Raw genomic sequence first — 20,194 nt, 5'->3', positions numbered from 1 at the left:
CGGACACAACCGCAGCCGCAGCCTCAATTACAGCCGCAGCCTCAATTGCAGCCGCAGCCGCAAACCCAGCCGCAGCCGCAGACCCAGCCGCTGACCCAGCCTCGTCCCCAGACTCAATTACAGACTCAGCCCCAGACACAAAATCAACCCATGGTTCGTGGGGAATCAAATAACGATAATATGATGACTTCTTGTCCGGCAGGATTGTATTCCTACATCATTCAAGCCGGCGATACGCTTTGGCTGTTAGCACAACGTTTTCTTACGACCGTTGAAGCTATCATGGCAGTGAATCCGGGTATTAACCCTGCCAATCTGTTTATTGGGCAGGTGGTCTGCATTCCATATGGACGCAGGGTTCCTATGCGCCCTCAGCCGCAGCCTATGCCTCAGCCGCAGCCCATGCCTCAGCCCCAGCCCAGGCCCCAGCCCGCGCCTATGCCGCAGCCCAGGCCCCAGCCCATGCCTCAACCGCAGCCCATGCCTCAGCCTCAGCCCAGGCCCCAGCCCGCGCCGCAGCCCATGCCTCAACCCCAGCCCATGCCTCAACCCCAGCCCATGCCCCAACCTCAGCCCATGCCCATGCCCCGACCCCAGCCTATGCCGCAGCCAACCCCCATGTGGGTCAGCAATGCGGAGCATAACCTGAACAACTACTTGCGGCTTTTATGGTCACAGCATGTTTATTGGACGAGAATGCTTATCCTGAGTCTGGTTTTTGGTTTGCCGGATGAGGAATTTGTCACCGCCCGTCTCTTACAGAATCCCGGTGATTTTGAGGAAGCATTGCGTCCTTTTTATGGGGAAGAAAATGCCGCAAATTTTGCAGATCTGTTAACGGCCCACCTCACAATCGCCAAAGAACTTATCACAGATTCAATGGCAGGCAATACGTCTGCAGCAGCTGATGCAGAAAGACGCTGGTACGAAAATGCAGACCAGATTGCAGCGTTCCTTAACAGCATCAATCCGAACTGGTCGGTCCAGGAGTGGAAGAAGATGCTGTATGACCATCTTGCGATGCTGAAGACAGAAGCTAATGATATCATGTCACAAAATTTTGAGGACAGCATCAATATATTTGAAAGCATTGAACAGGAGGCCATGGAAATGGCCGATGTGATGGCTCGGGGAATTGTTAGGCAATTTGAGCAGTATTTCAGAATTTAAAAACCAATAAGCAGTCCGGCCTTACTTGACCGGACTGCTTTATTTCATGTAATAATGATGTAAGTCAGGTGGAAAGAAGGAAAAGCTTATGGTAAGATAAGAGTAAATGAGGAATGGAAGCCTGTACTTTGGTATTAATTTGCAGGCTTGGATTTTACATATGGCAAAATTTTGACAGGAGAAGGACGATGAATTTACATGTATTTAGTACCAATAAAGAATTATACAAGGAACTTCGGATCGACTGCTCCAATTGCAGCGGATTGTGCTGTACGGCATTATTCTTTTCAAAAATGGATGGCTTTCCGGAGAACAAATCTGCAGGGAAACCATGCGTCAACTTACAGAGAGATTTCCGTTGTAAAATCCATAATGAACTTAACCGTAAAAAAATGAAAGGCTGTATGGGGTATGACTGTTTTGGTGCAGGGCAAAAGGTCACAAAGGAACTGTATGGAGGCTCAACATGGTTTTCTGAACCGAAAAAATCGAAGGAAATGTTTGAGGTATTTCTTAAAGTTTTTCATTTGCGCCAAATGCTATGGTTTTTAATGGAATCAAGAACTCTTTTGCCTGCAAAAGCTTTATGGTCCGGCATTGATGAACTGATAGAGAAAAATCAGGAGATATGCTCCGGCTCACCGGAAGCAGTAATGGATTTTGAACTGGAAGGTTACAAAGAGCAGGTAAATGGAATACTGAAAGAGGTTGGAGCTCTGGTAAAGAAGAGCTTTCCAAATAAGAGAGAAAGCAAACCTGCTGAATGCATGGGAAAAAATTTTAGCGGGAAAAATTTTGATGGCAGTGATTTCAGCATGACTTTGCTGATTGCGGCAGATTTTTCGGGATGCAGCTTTTCAGGAGCAAACTTTTTAGGGGCGGATATGCGGGATGCCAATATTCAAAACGCCGATTTGAGAGAGGCGGTATTTTTGACCCAGGCCCAGATAAATTCTGCCAGAGGAAATGCCAATACATTATTGCCGCTAAATTTGACCCATCCCGAAACCTGGATTTAGAGAGAAACCCGGCAGCTTCGTTTACGACTCTACGGAGCGTTGATTGAAAACCCGGCTGCAAACGGCTACAATTGTTTTATGGAGGGAAAAATGATGTTAAACAGTAAAGTCGGAAACATAATCCGTACCTTGCGCCTGGAACGGAATATGACACAAAAACAGCTTGCGGATAAAATGAATATCAGTGACAAAACTGTCTCCAAATGGGAACGTGGATTAGGTCTGCCTGATATTTTACTTATTCCGGAGCTTTCTGACCTTCTCGGAATTGATACACAGAATTTATTGGCCGGCGATCTGACACCCAATGATTACGTAGGAGGAAATATGAAAAATACAAAATATTTCGTTTGTCCCATATGTCAGAATATAACTCTTTGCACAGGAGAGGCAGAGATTTCATGCTGCGGCAAAAAGCTGGCGGCTCAGACCTTAAAAAAAGCGGGTGAAAGCGAAAAGCTGTCCGTCCAGGTGATCGAAGACGACTGGTATATTACCAGCGATCATCCCATGAAAAAGGACCATTACATTTCCTTTGTGGCCTTGGCAACGGGTGACCGCATTCAGATCATCAAGCAGTATCCGGAGTGGAATTTAAATGTGCGTATACCAAGAAGAGGACACGGAATGCTGATATGGTACAGCACAGAGCACTGTTTGCTCTATCAATTAATATAAAGGTCACAAGAACTGTTTCAACCCCATGGCATATATTTCTGCATAAACAAAGACATAGCTCCGAAAGAAGGGAAGCTATGTCTTGCTGTTATTTTGTTTCTTTTCTTTTCAGGATATAGGATACGATCAGGCAGGCAATCCCGGGCAGGAAAAACAGGATGCCGGATAAAACAATCGTAAATGGGATCCCGGGTGGAACGGCAAACATTCTGGCTCTCATCAAATAATAACTGTAAGCGATTGAGATGAAAAAGTTCAGCATAAAATATATTCCGTTAATAAATAGAATAATTTTTGCAAATTTTCTCATCTTACAACCTCCGTTTGATGTAATACAGTCTGATTATTTGAATTTTACCGCAGTACCGTAAGCCATTACTTCCGCCGCACCCTGCATCACGGAAGAAGAGGCATACCGGACATTGACAACCGCATCGGCATTCATGGCCTCGGCTTCTTCCACCATACGCTTTGTTGCAAGTGCTCTGGCTTCATTCATCATTTCCGTATACGCTTTCAGTTCCCCGCCGACAAGGGTCTTAAATCCCTGTGTAATATCCTTTCCGATATTTTTCGACTGAATCGTGCTGCCTTTCACCATTCCTAACATATCAAGTACTTTTCCTGAGATATAATCAGTAGTCACTAAGATCATCTTCTTCACCGCTCCTTATTTCTTTGATTCGTTCCATGAGTACATAGATACAGACCCCTGCTAAAAGTAAGGGAATAATACTGCCAAGCAGCTTTACCCAAAATGGCAATCCTTTCATCAGGATGCATGCTGCTGCAAAAATGATAAAATATAAAACGAATATAACAGTAATTACTATTGGTACAATCAGTTTTTTGTTGTGTGATTTCACATTTTCCCCTTTACATATCAGTAATGTGGCAATCGTATTCATTGTATTTATTAATATTATCCATAATTAGTAAAAATATCACAGCAGGAGTGCAGATATTTTATCCGGCCTATTTTCTGATCAGGCTCCGGACATCCTGCCTCATGGTCAACGCCGCATTCTTTGCAGGAACACCTACCCGGAAAAGCATCTGTACCGTACCCCCGGCCGGCGCATAGGTTTCCTTGAATTCAGTATAAGGCAGTTCCATTTCCGGATACTCCTCCAGTACCTGGCTTAACGGCTGCATGGCAAGGCCCAGACCGTGTCCGGACAGGATCAGTCTGCTGTACAGCATCCCGCTTTCAACCTGTTCCCTGCGGCTGTTGCCGGAAGTAATGATCATGGCATAGGCAGGTGTGTTTTCAACAGAAGTCCGGGTTGAGTTTATGAAGTTTTTCGACGCAGAACCGCCGGTATTAAGCGATGGAAACAGTGTAAGCATACCTTGAAGGATATGTCTCATAAAGCCTGAAGTTCCCTGCCCTTCAACAGAATAGCCATAGCGGAATTTATTTTTCTGCCGTTCATTTGCCCGGAAAATTGCATTGGACTCATCCATAATACGTGATACGCCTGCTTCAATGGAAGCGCTTTGAAGGGCATAGCTGCCGATTTTTTCAAGGTCGTCCCCATCATCGAAAAGCCTGACGGATATTTGGTCACTCTGCGACAGAGATTCAAGTGCCGCCTTCTGCTCTGCGGTTAATCCGGCCGGCTGGTAAGCGGCCCGGTTGGTGTCCGGTAAAAAGATAGCGGGATAGAGGGGGCTTTTATCAGGCTGCGTATCAGAAAGCGTGATTTTTGCCACCGGCTTGGTATCCATATCCTGTAAAAGTCTGGATTCGTCATATTCCCCGTCCGGGAAGAGGGCGATATCCGCATGCCAGCCTTCCTGCTTCCCGGCCACTGCCACATATTCGAGAAAGGTACCCTGGGAAATCATCATCTGCCTGGCATAAGGGTCCACCTCTCCGGTTACGCGGGAACTGTCCGCATAAAGGTAGAATACCATCGGATCATCTTTATCGAGCACCAGCCTCCATGGCTGCATATTGTGATTGCTGGCTGCCAGCAGGCCAACGGACGAAAGGCGCACCCTTGGATCGGAAAACTGTTCGGAATACTCTTTACTCCATGGCTTTAAATATTGCTGTTTCATATAACCTCCGCTGACCGTAAACAGTACAGATACCATAATGATACACAATCCTGAAATGCATGCAAGTGCACGCAGCGGAAACTTCATTTTTGATTTTTCCTTCATATCAGATTTCTCCGTTTCTGTCTAAAAAACCCATGATCATATCAAAGTAATCCGTTACAAGCTCCTTTGGATCCACCTGATGGTAATCTTTTAAGTAGCTGCTTTTTTTCTCGCTGACATTAAACACACCGATGGTACAGGCCCATAGAATCAAGGCTAATTTCCTGCAATCCAGTCCTTTTTTCAGGGTTCCTTCCTTAACCCCATTTAAAAGCGCGCGGGAGAGATACCCCAGCAATTGTTCTCCCAGCCGGTAGCATTCTTTTTTAGATTCATCCTCCACACCGGACCGGGCATCCGTATCCTTTGTTTCATATTCCATAATGGCTTTAAAATACAGGGGGCAGGCCTCGCGGAACCTGTAAAAAGAAAAGAATATGCTGCGGAGTTCAGCTTGAGCATCCTCAGGCGGATGCTCAAGAAAATCTTTCTCCAGCATTCCAATCAACAGGCGGTAACCCCGGATCATGATTTCAAAATAAATCTGCTCTTTGCTGTTAAAGTACACATAGACCGTCCGCTTGCTGAACTCTGCCTCCTTTGCCACTTCATCCATGGATGCGTTCTCAAAGCCCTTTGAAAAAAATACCCGTTCGGCTGCATCCAGAATATCCTTACGGCGTATTTCCTGTTCCAGCTGTTTGCGTTTCATTTGCCCCACCGGATTAACCTCCATTACACTCGGTTGATGTATAGTAAACTGTCAGTTTACATTATTATACTCTTAGTCATCCGTTGAGTCAACCGAAAATAAAAATAAATGGTTCCTATCTGTTGACTCTCACATTATGGTATACTCTATACTAAGTATGAGCTCAGGAATACACATATATGTGAGGTAAAATAAATGCTGAAAATAGGTGATTTTTCAAAACTGTCAAGGATCAGTATACGGATGCTGCGCCATTATGATGAGATCGGACTGCTGGTACCAAGAAACACCGATCATTTTACAAGCTACCGCTATTACAGCGAGGATCAGCTGCCGGTTGCAGGCAGGATCACCGCATTAAAGGAGATGGGCTTCAGTCTTGCCACCATTGGCGAGATATTAAAAAGCTATGATGATCCCAAAGAGCTTGCAAGGTTTTTGGAGGTCAAGAAATCGGAAGTACAGGCAGAGATGGAAGAGACAGGCCGCCGTCTGCTGCTCCTTGAAACAGCCATTAAGAGGCTGGGAAAGGACGGAACAGCTATGAATTATAACGTAACATTAAAAACACTGCCGGAACGGTATGTGGCAAGCGTAAGAAAGGTGATTCCCGCTTATAATAAAGAAGGGATCCTGTGGAATATTTTAATGACCGAAACCGCAGATAAGAATCTGCAGCCTGCGGAAAACTGCTTAAGCCTTGCGGTTTTTCATGACGAGGGATATAAGGAAAGCGGTGTAGATGTGGAAATACAGACTGCCGTAAAAGGAACTTATGAAAACACGGAGCATGTGGTGTTTAAGACGGTCCCGCCTGTAGAAATTGCTTCCGCAACCTATAAAGGCAGCTATGATCAGATCACAGAAGTCAATCACGCGGTTGCCAATTGGGTGAATGACAACAGTTACGAATTTAACGGTGCTATGTTCTGCATTTACCATGTCAGCCCGGCACAGACCCAGGATCCCGAAGAACTGGTAACAGAAGTCTGTTATCCAATAAAAAAGAAATCATGATATTCCGTCAAAACCGTCTGCCATGTGCAGGCGGTTTTTTATATATTGAGCCTTTATTTTTAAGGCAAAATGTCGGACATATTAAAAAATATATTTTATTAATAATGCACAAAAAATATCTTTTATATTATAAAAAATGCATATTGAAATGCAACTATCATAATGTTATTCTTTGGATGCGAATTAAATGTCGGACATTAAGAGGAGAGAAAAACATGAGTAAAATCGTATCGGCACAAACAGCCCTGCAAAAAATCGAAGACTGCCATACAGTATCCATTTTGGGATCCGGAGGAGGCATCTGTGAGCCAACGTATCTTTTAAAAACACTTGGAGAAATGTATCAGGAAACCGGAAGTCCGAAAAATCTGACATTACTTCATGCGAACGGGATCGGAGATAAAGAGTCTTTTGGTACGGATGCCCTTGCATATGAAGGTCTGGTTAAGAGAGATATTGCCGGACACTGGGGGATGGCGCCTGCCATGGCGCGCCTGGCTCAGGAGGAAAAGATCGAAGCCTATAATCTTCCACAGGGTGTTATTTCTCAAATGTATCAGAGCATAGCAGCAAACAAACCGGGTGTTTTTACCAAGACCGGACTGAATACCTTTATCGACCCGCGGATAGAAGGAGGCAAGATGAACCAGAGCGCAAAAGAAGATCTGGTTAAGGTAATTGAGCTTGAAGGAGAAGAGTGGCTTCTGTTCCCCAATATGAAGATTGATGTCGCTCTGATCAGAGGTACAACGGCAGATGAGAATGGAAATATCAGTTATGAAGAAGAAGCAGCAGTCCTTGATGGGATTTCGATTGCACAGGCCGCTAAAAACAGCGGCGGGATCGTGATTGCCCAGGTGAAAAATATTGTTAAGGCGGGTACCATAAAGACCAAAGATGTGGTGATACCAGGGATTTATGTGGACTATATAGTAGTGGATTCCGGTCAGCCCCAGACCTGTGAGAGGATGTATGATCCGACTCTTGCGGGTAACATTAAAGCCCCGCTTGAGCGGCTTGCTTCATTGACACTGGATCCAAGAAAAGTGGTGGCGCGCAGGGCGGCGAAAGAGCTGCGGGAAGGAATGGTGATTAACCTGGGAGTGGGTATGCCCTCCGGGATTGCAGCGGTCGCGGCGGAAGAGGGATATCTGGATCAATTAAATTTTACGGTAGAACAGGGAATTATCGGCGGGATGCCCATGGGAGGCGTGATCTTTGGAGTCTCTTACTGTCCGGATGCCATGATCGACCAGACCCTGCAATTCAATTTCTACGATGGCGGAGGCCTTGACATCGCTTTTTTAGGCATGGCTCAGATGGATGCACAAGGAAATGTGAATTCCAGTAAGACAGGAAAGCTGCTCTCTGGGTGCGGCGGAGCGATTAACATATCTCAGAATGCAAAAAAAGTGGTATTCTGCAGTACTTTTACAGCGAAAGGTTTCAAAGCGGATATTGGTGAAGGAAAATTAAGTATTCTGAAGGAAGGTGAGATTAAAAAGCTCGTAGAGCAGGTGGATCAAATAACATTCAGCGGTGAATATGCGGGAAAAGCTGGACAGCCAGTATTATATGTCACGGAACGGGCGGTTTTTGAACTTGCTGATAACGGTGTCATGTTAACGGAGATTGCCCCCGGAATGGATTTGGAAAAGGATATTCTGGCGTATATGGACTTTAGCCCGATGATCTCAGAAGATCTGAAACTCATGGATGAAAGCTTTTTTCGGGAATAGAACAAGGAGGAACGAAATGGGAACACATATTAGATTTGAAGAAACAGAGAATACTGCATATATCACTTTTTATGAGGAAGAGGAACGTAAGCCATGTACCCTGGACTGGGATGTGCTTGCCGAACTGGATGAAATTATTACGAATCTCGAACTGCATCAGCCTTCTTATAAGTCAGTGGTGATTCAGAGTGCATCACCGAAATCCTTTATTGTCGGGGCGAACATTGCCGTATTAAAGACACAGAACGCTTCGAATATAGGGGACTGGGTTGCAAATGGACATCGCATCTTTAACCGGTTACAGACGCTTCCGGTGCCGGTCATTGCCAAGGTTGGGAAATATGCTTTAGGCGGGGGCCTGGAGCTGGCAATGGCATGTGATATGATTATTGCAGGAGAAAATGCCCGCTTCGGCCAGCCGGAAGCCTCGCTCGGCGTAATGCCGGGGTGGGGGGGCAGCTACCGCCTTCCCATGCTCGTCGGTCCCAACAGAGCAAAAGAGATTTTTATGACCGGACGGCAGTTGGATGCAAAAACGGCATATGAGTGGGGGCTGGTTAACCGGGTTTGTCCGGAGTCTGAGCTGGATGTTTGTGTATCTGAGTTAGTCTCCCAGATCTCAAATAACTCCTCTGAAGTTTTGGGGCTTGTAAAACAGATAATTTTTGATGAGACTCAAAGGGGAGTTTATCATAATTGTTTCATTGAGGCAGCCACTTCTGCTAATTGTATGGCATCGGAAGATACGCAAAGACGTCTGTCGGGATTCTTTGAGAGCCGGAAAAAATAATAATCAATATGAATGGGGAAGGAGCAATTACTATGGAATATGTAATAGGGATTTTGATAATGATCAGTTTCTTTGGCCTGGCCTTTTATGCAGCCAAAGGCGGAAACCTTATGATGGGAATGCTGGCAATGGCAATTTTATGGACGATACTTCCTATGTTGGGAAATACCTTTGTAACAAATCCTGCTTTTCGCGCGGCGTATGAGAAAGAAATCCAGATCACGTGGATTGAAGCTTTTGTAAAGGTATTTCAAAGCGGCCCGGAAGGCTGGGGAAGCGTTCTGGTTAATGTAGTTTTCGGCGCCTGGTTTGGAAGGGTTTTGCTGGAAACTGAAATTGCATCAACTTTAATTCGTAAAACCACAGAGCTGGGAGGGGACCGGCCTGCCATTACATGTATATTGCTTTGCATTGTAACTACGGCGATTTTTTCTTCTCTGTTTGGTGCCGGAGCGGTTGTCGCAATCGGAGTGATCATTCTTCCGATCCTCCTCTCTCTGGGCATTCCGAAAGTCCTTGCGCTATGTTCCTTTATGCTGAGCATAGGCGCAGGCATGTTCCTGAATCCTGTATTATTTGGACAATACTCTGCATTCTTTTTAGATGCAAATGGAAAGCAGCTATACACTTACGGGGAATATGTTCAGTGGGGAACAATCGCTCTGGCGATTCAGGTGGTTTTCACCATTGGGTTAATTCTGTTTTCTACAAGGAAGAAAAAAGGTGCCCGTTTTTGGGCGGTAAAGAGACCGGTGAGAAAAGAACTGAATTATGCTCCTAATATTGCACTGCTGACTCCTTTTATACCGGTTGTTCTCTTGATCGTATTTCACGTACCAATTATCATGGGTTTTTTAACAGGCGGTTTTTATGCACTGCTCGTCTGCGGAAGATTAAAATCTTTCCGTACGGCCTGTAAAGTATTCGGTAAGGATTTCTTTGACGGAGTCGTTGATACGGCACCGCTTGTAGGATTTTTACTTATTGTACCTATGTTTAATAAGGTTGCGGAACTTTGTATCCCTTATTTCAATGCTGTGCTTGGGAATGTGATACCTCATAGTGCTTTGTTAATTGTAATCATTTTCTGCGTTTTAGCGCCGCTTGGTTTATTCCGCGGACCGTTTACATTGTTTGGCTGCGGGGCTGCCACCCTGGGTATATTGAAGGGAGCAGGGTTTTCAACCCCGTTCCTGGCACCGCTGATGATAGCCGCATCCACTGTCATGGAAGTTTCCTGCTGTGTAACACAGTCCTGGATTGCATGGGGAATCGGCTATACTAAGGTATCCGCCAAGGATTTCTTAAAGATGAGCGCTGTTTGCGGCTGGATTATCTGCAGTATCCTGCATTTTGTTACATTTTTTATGTTCGGTTAAGGGAAGGAGTAAGTAATGGGACAAAGACTGGTAAGAATGGGAATTGATGTTGGAGGTACTCATACGAAAGCGGTTGCGATAGATAATGCAACACATCAGATAATTGGAAAATCTTCAGTAAAGACAACACATGATGATAAGGCCGGAGTTGCTGCCGGGGTTGTTCAGGCGTTCATGAACTGTTTGAAAGAGAATGATATTGAGCCGGAAGACGTGATCTTTGTTGCACATAGTACCACACAGGCTACAAACGCCTTGATTGAAGGCGATGTGGCTGTCGTAGGTGTTCTTGGAATGGGCGGTAAGGGGATAGAAAGTTTTCTGGCAAAATGCCAGTCCCGTCTGAAGGATATCGATTTGGGAGCAGGAAAGAGGATTGTAATAAAAAACCGTTACTTAAATGCTAAACGGCTGACCGACATAGAAGTAAGAAAAGCCCTGAAAGAATTACAGGCAGAGGGAGCAGCGGTAATTGTGACATCTGAAGCCTTTGGGGTGGACGATATCGCCGGTGAACAGTTTGTGTACGATATTGCTGCCGGTGAGATGGGGCTGGAGACGACGATTGCATCTGATATTACGAAGCTGTACGGATTGACACGCCGTTCCAGGACCGCTGCGATTAATGCCAGTATTCTGCCGAAGATGCTGAATACTGCAAACTCGACAGAAGAAAGTGTGCGTAAAGCCGGAGTTAATGTGCCGCTGATGATTATGCGCGGTGACGGTGGAGTTATGGAAATTAATGAGATGAAGAAACGCCCGGTTTTGACAATGTTATCAGGTCCGGCGGCCAGTGTCATGGGTTCTCTGATGTATTTAAGGGCTTCTAACGGCGTGTACTTTGAAGTTGGTGGAACAACGACCAATATAGGCGTTATTAAGAATGGACGTCCTGCCATTGATTATTCTGTTGTCGGCGGTCACAGGACCTATATCACTTCTTTGGATGTCAGAGTCTTAGGTGTGGCCGGCGGCAGCATGATAAGAGTGCATAAGGGTGGTGTTTACGATGTCGGGCCGCGTTCTGCCCATATTGCAGGACTTGATTATGCGGTTTTTACGGATGAAAGCGAAATTGTGGATCCGCAGCTTGAGCTTTTTTCTCCGAAGGAGGGGGATTTGGAGGATTATGTAGCAATCCGCTGTTCCAACGGAAAACGCATAACTATAACGAATAGCTGTGCTGCCAACGTATTGGGATTGGTAAAACCAGGTGATTTTTCTTATGGCAATGTTAATTCTGCCCGAAAAGCGATGAAGCCGGTTGCAGATTATCTGAGGATCAGCGTTGAGGAGGTGGCGAAGCAGATATTAACCAGGGCATATGAAAAAATCAGTCCGATTATCCTGGGACTGGCAGAGAAATATCAACTGGAACATGATCAGATTTCCCTGGTGGGAGTCGGCGGAGGTGCAACTTCCCTGATAGGCTTCTGTGCGGAGAAGATGAATGTCAAATACAGCGTTCCGGAAAATGCAGAAGTTATATCATCGATCGGAGTGGCACTTGCTATGGTAAGAGATGTCGTTGAGAGAGTTGTTCCCAATCCGGGTCCCGGTGATATTCAAAGCATTAAGATGGAGGCCATCAATAAAGCTGTAGAAAGCGGTGCGGCTCCGGATACGGTTGAGGTGCATATCGAAATTGACCCGCAGACCTCAAAGCTGACAGCAATCGCTTTGGGCTCCACCGAAGTGAAGACAACGGACCTGTTAAAAGAATGTACGGAAGAGGAAGCCCGTTCCCTGGCTGCGGAAGATCTGCGTGTTGATCCGGAAGCTGTTAATCTGACAGGAAGAACAAAACACTTTTATGCGTATAATATAGAACAAAAAGGACGGCAGCCATTGCGTATTCTGGATAAGAAAGGCTTTATTAAGGTGCAGCGCAATGATGGAGACGTCCGGCTGGTAAAGGCGGGAGCATATCGGAGTGTTGTAACAAAGATGTGGGAGGAACTGGCTGTTTATAAGGCAGATACCATTCTGCACCCGGATTATTATATCTGTGCCGGTGCCCGTGTCATGGATTTTAATGGATCCACTGATTTGGAGAAAATCCTTATGCTGATGGATGTGGACATGCAGATGCTGAATACGGCAGAGGATGTTATCGTTGTTGGAGCAAAGAATCAGTTATAGAATCAGGAGGATGACTGTGAGAGAAGAGCAAATGAAAGATATGTTATCTGAATTAATTCAGCTGCCGGATGAGGTTTTTGCAAGATTTGCCTTCTCTTATGAGCTTCTGCGTAATAAAATCAGCCCGGTAAAACAGGAAGAACTTATTTACCGGGCAAGCGAATGCGGAACCGCCTGCGCTGATGAGATCATCCATGAGCTTGGCCTGAATAATGGCAATGCTAAACTTCCGGAGGAGATTGCCAAAGCATTTTCTCTGACAGTGGAATATAAAAAAAATGGCAGATTCGGTGAAAGATTCACATTTGCCTATTTCGAACCGCCGAAAAGAATTACTCTTTTTTATGAGTATTTACAGAATGCGGAGGAATATTTAAAGAAACTGGAGCTTCCCAAAGCTCTGACCGGCCTGCATGTGTCCGGGGTAATTTTAGCGCATGAAATCTTTCACTTCTTAGAAGAAGAATATGCAGATGAGATATTTACCCGGCAGTATAAAATAGACTTATGGGCCCCGCGTCCATTCAGGAATCGATCAACGGTCAGGTGTCTGGGAGAAATTGCAGCAATGGCGTTTGCAAAACGCCTGACAGGGATGTCATGTTCTCCTTTCATATTTGATGCCCTGATTGCCTGCAGCATAGAGCCCGGGTTTGGCGTACAGCTCTATGAAGAAGTTATGAAATTTAACACTCCGCTGATTAAAGCATAGAAAAGGAAGTTTGATTATGCTAAAATAAGATTCAAAACAGATAATTGCCGAACGGGGAGGATGACAGTATTGAAGAAAGTGGATACCAGCAATCATGTGCTGAATGTTATGCAGGAGAAAATCATTTCCGGAGAATGGAAGCCTGGAATGAAAATCACTGGCGAGATGCAGCTTGCGCAGGAGTTAGGCGTAAGCCGTGCTTCAGTCCGGGAGGCAATGAAGGAGATGGTTGCGATGGGCGTTTTTACACGCCGTCGCGGTGATGGTACCTACATTAATGATATTTCATCCGGGATGATGTTTCAGGAATTGCTGCCGGATATGATGCTGAGCGGTTATAGCGAGGTGGAAATTCTGGATTTCAGGGAAATGCTGGAGCCGGAATGTGTCAGGCGGTTTACCGGCAGATTTGAGCCGGAACAACTGCAGAGATTACAGGAGTGCTGTGATATTATGGAAAAGAACGCGATAGCCAGTTCGAAAAAATTTGCTCAGGCAGATTTGGAGTTCCATTTAATTCTGGTACAGGGAAGCGGGAATCCTGTTATGATAAAAGTGATGGATATTATAAAGGATATACTGGCCTATTACCAGTTCAGCGCAAATGAATTGATTGGACCGAAAACCGGTGTCACAGAACACAGAAGGATTTTGGAAGCGATAGAGGCAAAAGATGAGGAACTGGCAGCTTTGTTAATGCACCGGCATATACAGAGGAGCAAACGTGATATTATAGAACGTATAAAAGATGAATCAAAGGAATGATTAAGTTCAGATAATTTTTCAAGAAGGTACGTACAGTTTATAATTTCTGGATATTGAGGTTGTATAGAATGAAAACACAATTTAAGATGTATACTTTCCATACTATTATTATAGGCAGTGGAGCGGCGGCTTATAATGCTGCGGACAGCCTTTATGATTTAGGACAAAAGGATATCGCGATTATTACAGAGGGAAAATATATGGGCACCTCCAGGAATACGGGTTCTGATAAGCAAACTTATTACAAGCTATCCATGGCCGGAAAACAACAGGATTCTGTTTATTCACTGGCAGAGACATTATTCCGGGGAGGGAGTATGCATGGTGATACAGCCCTGGTTGAGGCCGCATTATCCCCAAGATGTTTCTTCAAGCTCGTTCAGTTGGGAGTTCCTTTTCCTTCTGATAATTATGGCCAGTATGCGGGGTATAAAACCGATCACGATCCCATGCTGCGGGCGACTTCCTGCGGTCCCCTGACATCGAAACTTATGACGGAATGCTTAGAAGCGTCAGTAAATAAAAAGCAGATTCCGGTTTTTGACGGGTATCGTGCAGTTCATCTGTTTACGGAAGAGGTGAATGGAGAAAAGAAGGCGAAAGGGATTTTGACCGTGTATACAGAACCGGGAAAGGAATTGCTGCAATTCGTCTGCTTTCATTGCCGGAATGTGATTTATGCTACCGGCGGACCGGCTGGTATCTATGGGAGCAGTGTTTATCCTGAAAGCCAGACAGGAGCACATGGAGTTGCTTTTTTAGCCGGTGCGGTCGGGAATAACGTAACAGAATGGCAGTATGGCATTGCATCTGTTGACTTCCGATGGAACTTATCCGGTTCTTATCAGCAGGTGATTCCAAGATATATTTCTGTAAATCAGGATATGGGTGACGGGAAGGAATTCCTGGAAGAGTATTTTACGACTCCGGAGCAGGCCCTGTCTGCAATATTTCTAAAAGGCTATCAGTGGCCGTTTGACCCCAGAAAAACAGGGGATGGCGGCTCGTCGCTGGTAGATCTGGCCGTTTATCATGAAATTAAGATCAAAGGGCGCAGAGTATTTCTGGACTATACAAGGAATCCCGGGTCTGCCATACGGAATGGAGAATTTGATTTCTCAATCTTGAGTCAGGAGGCCTATACCTATTTAAATAATTGCGGCATACTATTTGGAACTCCCATAGAACGGCTGAAAAAAATGAACAGGAAAGCCTATCAGCTTTACCTTGATCACGGTATAGATCTGGAAAAGGATTTACTTGAAATTGATGTATGTGCACAACATAATAACGGTGGTCTGAAAGTAGATCTGTGGTGGCAGTCTAACATCAGGAACTTGTTTCCGGTCGGGGAAGCAGCGGGTACATTTGGTGTATATCGGCCTGGAGGAACAGCCTTGAATTCGACTCAGGTTGGTTCTCTGAGGGCTGCTCAATGCATAGCGAAGCAATGTAGTGAAAAGCCAGAGGAGCATGATATATTCCAAAAACAGTGTGAAGAGGTTATAGATGACTATATCCGGTTATGCAGAGAGTTAAGAGAATCGCGTGAGGCGAAAAAAGAACCGATGGCGCTCAGGCATATGTATCAACAGGAGATGGATGTATGCGGCGGGTTTGTAAGGAAGCTTCCGGCAATCGAGAAACAGATCCATAAAGTTACAGGCTACTTACGAAACTTTTCTCGGGATACCTATGCTAAAAACGTACACGAGGTATTGGATGCTTTGGTTAACAGGGATATTTTGATCACGCAGTTAGTCTATCTGAATGGGATGAAGGATTATATAGATAAGGGAGGAAACAGCCGTGGTTCTTATTTGATTCAGGATACCAAAGGGGAGCCCATACAAGGGAGCGATCTGTTTGAAGGTATGGTTCAGGAGATTGAACTGTTATCAGAGTTGAGAACTTCTGTTCATTATCAGACTGTAAGGCCGCTTCCGGATCCGGAAGTGTGGTTTGAAGATATTTATAATGCATAGTAATATACGGGAGATACTGCTAGGGTCTTGAGATTACCCGGGCAGTATTTTTTTNGGGGACTCAGCTTCCGCCTCCCAGCTTGCGTTTGCCATTTGTTCAAAAACATCTCTCGAATACAAAAGTTCATTTAGTGTTTCTTTGGTCACGGCAGTAATTCCGCTGGATGCAAACTCTGCTCCTGCGGTTTTGACGTTCTGAAGATATTTTTCGGTACGGCTGCGCAATTCCGGTACACCAAAAAGTTCCCCTTGTCCGCAATAAAGGGTTTCGTAATTTCCCTTACCCAGGTAATGATCGAACTGAAGGTTAACGGAATCATAATTGCCCTTTGGAGTATAGAACCCACAGGTGGAAATTAAGACATAACGTTTGCCTGTCATATCGTATCTGGGAGGATGGGAACCGCTGTCTGAGCCGTTCTTGGCTCCCTTTTCCATGAACGGCAGATTCATGGGCAGCTGGCGGTCAATGACTGCTTTTAGCTGTGAGGGCAAACCATAATAATAAAGAGGAAAGTTCCAGATTATGATGTCAGAAGCCAGCATTTTTTCAATAACAGAAGCCATATCGTCATGGATACAGCATTTGCCGGGGGTTTTGCTCCAGCAATGAAAGCAGCCGACGCATGGCTTGATATTCATATTAGAAACAGTCAGAACATCAATATCCAGTGCGGTGCGTTCCGCCATACCCTCTAAGAATGCGTTAGTCAGCTGTATAGTATTGCTTTTTTCCCCTTTGGGACTTCCGTTTAGTACGAGCACGTTCATTCGAATTCCTCCAATTTTTTTATACACCGGTCTGCCCAGTCTATGCACATCTGGATATAACTGTAACCGAAATCTGCGGTAAAATTCCAGTAGACCTTTTCATAAGGTTTAACAAGCTTGCCATAATGGTCAATGCTGGTGGGAATATCATTCATTTCAATGAGATATTTTTTGCAGTCATCGGAAAAGCTTTTTAACATGGCAATGCATTGATCCGGCGGTTTGCAGCCTGAAAAAAACACCTTCATTAAAAATGCGTTCTTGATCCCCTTGGAAAATTCATGGTTTTCACTTGAAAGCCAGCGTAAGAATTCATTTTTTCCGCTCTCAGTGATGGAGTAGAGCTTTTTGTTTGGCTTTTCCGTTTGAACGATGATTTCACAGGTGACAAACTGTTTTTGTTCCAGCTTATTCAGTTCATGATAAATATGACTGGTCTGTGCATACCAAAAAAATTTAACGGATGATCCGAACGCTTTGGCCAAATCATAACCGGTCATGCTTCCATAGGAGAGAAATCCTAATATGCTATGGGAAAGTGACATGTCTGTGCCTCCAGATTATATTATAAAATTATAATATTATAAAATTATAATAGTGTCAATAAAGAAGTATTTTAGGATCATGAATTTTTTGACATAATTTAGAAAACTTAGCTTGACAAGACAGGAGAAATCCTGTAGAATTATTCATGTTGTAATTGATTGTGCCCAGATAGCTCAGTTGGTAGAGCAGAGGACTGAAAATCCTCGTGTCGCTGGTTCGATTCCGGCTTTGGGCATTGTGCTTTTTAGAGCACTTTTGAAATGCTTTTTGAGTTCTGCGCGGGTGTAGTTCAATGGTAGAACACCAGCCTTCCAAGCTGGATACGTGGGTTCGATTCCCATCACCCGCTTCAAGTTATAAGCTACATTTTTGTTGGTAATAAGCCAATGAGAATGTAGCTTTTTTCATGTGATAGAAAAGTTCTCGTGTAAAAAGGTTTATGTAAATTTGATGCTCTGCAAAAGCAGAGCATCAAAAACAGACGATGGGCTGGACTAAAATATAAAAAAACCATCATTTTCATCATCTTCGCTAAATACATTTTCGTGAAGAAAATAATCCATATCAAGAAGGACTTCATCCTTCATGCGCAGGATTTCGGCAGCGGTCATTCCGTCCGGAGGATTTTTCGCATATTCTATGCGAAGTTTCGCTGCAAGTTCTTTGTTAGTAATAGTGCCCACCTCCAATTAAAATTAAGATACTTTGATTTTAGAATGGGAGGAGTGTACTGTATAGTTTTTTTGTGCAGGTGACCTGCCTTTGTATTTCCTCATGGCCCTTTCGTATAGTTCCTGCAGAGAGACTGGTTTGTGGTTGTAACAGACTTCCATTACCTCCATGATGCACCCGCAACAGGGGCATTTTAAAGGATCATAACCAAAAGAAGAGAGGATTAAAGGATGCGATAAAGTTTTTTGTCCTGCTCTTTATGCCGGGCATAAAGTCCGTAATAGCGGATCATTTTAAACTGTCTTTCCGGGATGTGCTGGATCAGTCTGGAAATAAATTCTATAACAGGAATCAATTCAGTGACAAGTGCGTTGTCTTCATGCCTGTTATAGTGAAACGTAACGGTGTCGCCATCATAAGAGTCAATGCGGGAGGAGGCAATGACAGGGCGTCCAGGGTATCGGCCAACATATTTAAGGACTATGTCAGGTTCACAGTCTTTGGATTCGGCATAGACATAAAAACCATCCTTATGATTGTTATAAATGGAAGCTTTCATCTGCTTAAAAGAATCGCCAAGCCGGGAGTGAAGTAAGTTAAGAAGGGAAATACGGAAGGCAAACCGCAGGAAAACAAAGGGAAAGTAAGTAACCCTGCGCCATTGAAGGGAAGAACCAACGCCGCCTTCGGAGATAAGACAATGAATATGAGGATTCCATTTCAAGTCGCGGCCGAAGGTATGAAGAACACAGATAAAACCGGGAATCAGGGACTCGGATTTATTAATGTTGTGGAACATGCGAAGAACAACACTACGAACAGCAGAAAAAAGGGAGTGCAAAAGAGTCCTGTCATCAAGGAAATAGTGTCGGAGTTCTTCCGGAATGGTAAAGACACAATGCCGGTGTGTACAGTAAATGAGCTTAGAAGCCATGGAAGTAGAGCGCTCGATGGAATATTTGTTGCCGCAGGTGGGGCAGAAACGGCTGTGGCAGCGAAAGGGACGAAACTTAAGAAAGCGGCAGCCAGGACAGGCATACATGGTGCCGCCAAAAGAAGGATCGCCGCAGCTTAACATTTTATCCACATTCTCAATGACAGAGTCGCGGGGATGCTGAGTATAAATCATCTCTTCATAATGGTCACTAAAAATATTTTGCAAAAGGTTCATAAGACTATTATAAGAGAAGAAGTCAGAGAAAGGAATCCCCTAATTCCCCTCAAGATTGAGGGGCCAGGGGAGCTGAAGTGCCGAAGGCACTTTCTTGTATAATAGGAAATTCCTCACGAATTATGGTTTATGTAAACAAATAGCCCTGCAAAAGCAGGGCATAGGTAACAGACGATGTTGAGTTAGAAGATATAAAACCCTTCTTCAAATTCATCATCATCAAGGTCATCATCCTCAATAAGGAAATAATGCATGTCAAGCAAGTCAGAATCGGTCATACCTTTTACCAGCTTGGCAGTCATGCCTTCCGGAGGATTTTTGATATATTTTTGTCTGAGTTCCTCTAATTGTTTTGGATCCATTGAAGCGCCTCCCATCTTTGAATACTTCCAGTATGAAACAGATGGGATAGAAAATCAAGCAGATTTTCCACTAGAGCGGCAGCGGTATTTTGCCAAAGCCCTTTCATAAAGTTTAATCAGAGGGACTCGTTTGTGGTTAAGGAAGAGTTCTAAAAAAGCCATATTATGCTTACATTTTGGGCATTGCAAAGGGTCATGGCCGAAAGATAAGAGAAAAAGTGTGCGCCACCGATTAAAGTCTAACAGGATTTTGTGCTTTGATTTTGGCACGGCTTTACAAAGCCGTCTGTCTGCCTCACGGTGCCTTGCATAAAGACCATAATATCGGGTCATCTTGAAATGTTTTTCTGGTATGTGCTGGATGAGAAGTTTCATGAAGTCCAACACGGGAATCGTTTTCACAACATAAGAGTTATCCTCGTGCTTGTTGTAATGGAAGGTCACGTTTG

At 44.5% G+C, this 20,194-nt stretch carries 19 protein-coding genes, 2 tRNA genes and 1 pseudogene; 13 read left to right on the top strand and 9 right to left on the bottom strand.

Going from position 1 to position 20,194, the window contains the following annotated elements:
* Positions 1-180 precede the first annotated feature (180 nt).
* From BQ9856_RS24685 to BQ9856_RS01370, 3 genes are all read left to right on the top strand, one after another.
* Positions 181-1,170, top strand: a complete 990-nt coding sequence (locus tag BQ9856_RS24685; protein WP_200801231.1) for a LysM peptidoglycan-binding domain-containing protein — start codon at positions 181-183, stop codon at positions 1,168-1,170.
* 188 nt (positions 1,171-1,358) lie between these two features.
* Entirely contained in the window at positions 1,359-2,189 is an 831-nt protein-coding gene (locus BQ9856_RS01375; RefSeq protein WP_077609388.1) for a pentapeptide repeat-containing protein, read from the top strand.
* A 90-nt stretch (positions 2,190-2,279) separates the two neighbouring features.
* Positions 2,280-2,867, top strand: a complete 588-nt coding sequence (locus BQ9856_RS01370; RefSeq protein WP_328587222.1) for a helix-turn-helix domain-containing protein — start codon at positions 2,280-2,282, stop codon at positions 2,865-2,867.
* Positions 2,868-2,955: 88 nt separating this feature from the next.
* Here the strand turns inward: BQ9856_RS01370 and BQ9856_RS01365 are convergent, their stop codons facing one another.
* From BQ9856_RS01365 to BQ9856_RS01345, 4 genes are all read right to left on the bottom strand, one after another.
* A complete protein-coding gene (locus BQ9856_RS01365; RefSeq protein WP_077609386.1) occupies positions 2,956-3,177 on the bottom strand; it encodes a hypothetical protein in 222 nt (73 codons plus the stop codon).
* 33 nt (positions 3,178-3,210) lie between these two features.
* On the bottom strand, positions 3,211-3,522 hold the full coding sequence (locus BQ9856_RS01360) for a YbjQ family protein (RefSeq protein WP_077609385.1): 312 nt from the start codon (positions 3,520-3,522) through the stop codon (positions 3,211-3,213).
* Positions 3,523-3,842: 320 nt separating this feature from the next.
* Positions 3,843-5,039 (bottom strand): Acg family FMN-binding oxidoreductase, encoded by a 1,197-nt coding sequence (locus BQ9856_RS01350; protein ID WP_077609383.1) that lies wholly within the window; start codon positions 5,037-5,039, stop codon positions 3,843-3,845.
* Between the two features lies 1 nt (position 5,040).
* Complete coding sequence (locus tag BQ9856_RS01345; protein ID WP_235839096.1) at positions 5,041-5,691, bottom strand: TetR/AcrR family transcriptional regulator; 651 nt, start codon at positions 5,689-5,691, stop codon at positions 5,041-5,043.
* Between the two features lie 195 nt (positions 5,692-5,886).
* Between BQ9856_RS01345 and BQ9856_RS01340 the strand changes: the two genes are divergently transcribed.
* The 8 genes from BQ9856_RS01340 (at position 5,887) to BQ9856_RS01305 (ending at position 16,223) form a co-directional block, all read left to right on the top strand.
* Complete coding sequence (locus tag BQ9856_RS01340) at positions 5,887-6,708, top strand: MerR family transcriptional regulator (protein WP_077609381.1); 822 nt, start codon at positions 5,887-5,889, stop codon at positions 6,706-6,708.
* 215 nt (positions 6,709-6,923) lie between these two features.
* Positions 6,924-8,447, top strand: coding sequence for an acyl CoA:acetate/3-ketoacid CoA transferase (locus BQ9856_RS01335; protein ID WP_077609988.1), 1,524 nt, complete (start codon positions 6,924-6,926; stop codon positions 8,445-8,447).
* A 16-nt stretch (positions 8,448-8,463) separates the two neighbouring features.
* On the top strand, positions 8,464-9,237 hold the full coding sequence (locus BQ9856_RS01330; protein ID WP_159441917.1) for an enoyl-CoA hydratase/isomerase family protein: 774 nt from the start codon (positions 8,464-8,466) through the stop codon (positions 9,235-9,237).
* A gap of 32 nt (positions 9,238-9,269) precedes the next feature.
* Complete coding sequence (locus tag BQ9856_RS01325; protein WP_077609379.1) at positions 9,270-10,616, top strand: citrate transporter; 1,347 nt, start codon at positions 9,270-9,272, stop codon at positions 10,614-10,616.
* A gap of 15 nt (positions 10,617-10,631) precedes the next feature.
* A complete protein-coding gene (locus BQ9856_RS01320; protein ID WP_077609378.1) occupies positions 10,632-12,761 on the top strand; it encodes a hydantoinase/oxoprolinase family protein in 2,130 nt (709 codons plus the stop codon).
* A gap of 16 nt (positions 12,762-12,777) precedes the next feature.
* Positions 12,778-13,473, top strand: a complete 696-nt coding sequence (locus BQ9856_RS01315; RefSeq protein ID WP_077609377.1) for a hypothetical protein — start codon at positions 12,778-12,780, stop codon at positions 13,471-13,473.
* A gap of 78 nt (positions 13,474-13,551) precedes the next feature.
* Positions 13,552-14,238 carry a FadR/GntR family transcriptional regulator gene (locus BQ9856_RS01310; protein WP_235839121.1) on the top strand — a complete coding sequence of 229 codons (687 nt, stop codon included), beginning with the start codon at positions 13,552-13,554 and terminating at the stop codon, positions 14,236-14,238.
* Between the two features lie 68 nt (positions 14,239-14,306).
* The gene (locus BQ9856_RS01305; RefSeq protein WP_077609375.1) at positions 14,307-16,223 is read left to right on the top strand and encodes an FAD-dependent oxidoreductase; all 1,917 of its coding nucleotides are present in this window, start codon (positions 14,307-14,309) and stop codon (positions 16,221-16,223) included.
* Between the two features lie 33 nt (positions 16,224-16,256).
* Here BQ9856_RS01305 and BQ9856_RS01300 read toward each other — a convergent pair whose 3' ends face one another.
* On the bottom strand, positions 16,257-16,994 hold the full coding sequence (locus BQ9856_RS01300) for a flavodoxin family protein (protein ID WP_077609374.1): 738 nt from the start codon (positions 16,992-16,994) through the stop codon (positions 16,257-16,259).
* On the bottom strand, positions 16,991-17,539 hold the full coding sequence (locus tag BQ9856_RS01295) for a PadR family transcriptional regulator (RefSeq protein WP_077609373.1): 549 nt from the start codon (positions 17,537-17,539) through the stop codon (positions 16,991-16,993). Before BQ9856_RS01295 ends, BQ9856_RS01300 begins: the two co-directional genes overlap by 4 nt.
* Positions 17,540-17,702: 163 nt before the next feature.
* Here BQ9856_RS01295 and BQ9856_RS01290 point away from each other — a divergent pair.
* Positions 17,703-17,775, top strand: a tRNA-Phe gene (locus BQ9856_RS01290).
* 43 nt (positions 17,776-17,818) lie between these two features.
* Positions 17,819-17,889: transfer RNA gene (locus BQ9856_RS01285), tRNA-Gly, on the top strand.
* Between the two features lie 346 nt (positions 17,890-18,235).
* Here BQ9856_RS01285 and BQ9856_RS01275 read toward each other — a convergent pair.
* The 3 genes and pseudogenes from BQ9856_RS01275 to BQ9856_RS01265 all read right to left on the bottom strand — a co-directional run.
* Positions 18,236-19,383 (bottom strand): annotated as a pseudogene (locus tag BQ9856_RS01275) (IS91 family transposase).
* A gap of 182 nt (positions 19,384-19,565) precedes the next feature.
* Positions 19,566-19,745: a hypothetical protein gene (locus BQ9856_RS01270; protein ID WP_077609371.1), complete on the bottom strand. Its 180-nt coding sequence runs from the start codon at positions 19,743-19,745 to the stop codon at positions 19,566-19,568.
* A gap of 54 nt (positions 19,746-19,799) precedes the next feature.
* Positions 19,800-20,194, bottom strand: a 395-nt coding sequence (locus BQ9856_RS01265) for a transposase (protein ID WP_200801230.1), incomplete at its 5' end; no start/stop codon positions are given.

This window comes from Clostridium sp. Marseille-P2415, assembly GCF_900155545.1.
GTDB lineage: Bacteria > Bacillota > Clostridia > Lachnospirales > Lachnospiraceae > Lacrimispora.
Note: the sequence above shows the minus strand (reverse complement) of the source record. Positions and strands in the feature narration are given on the sequence as shown.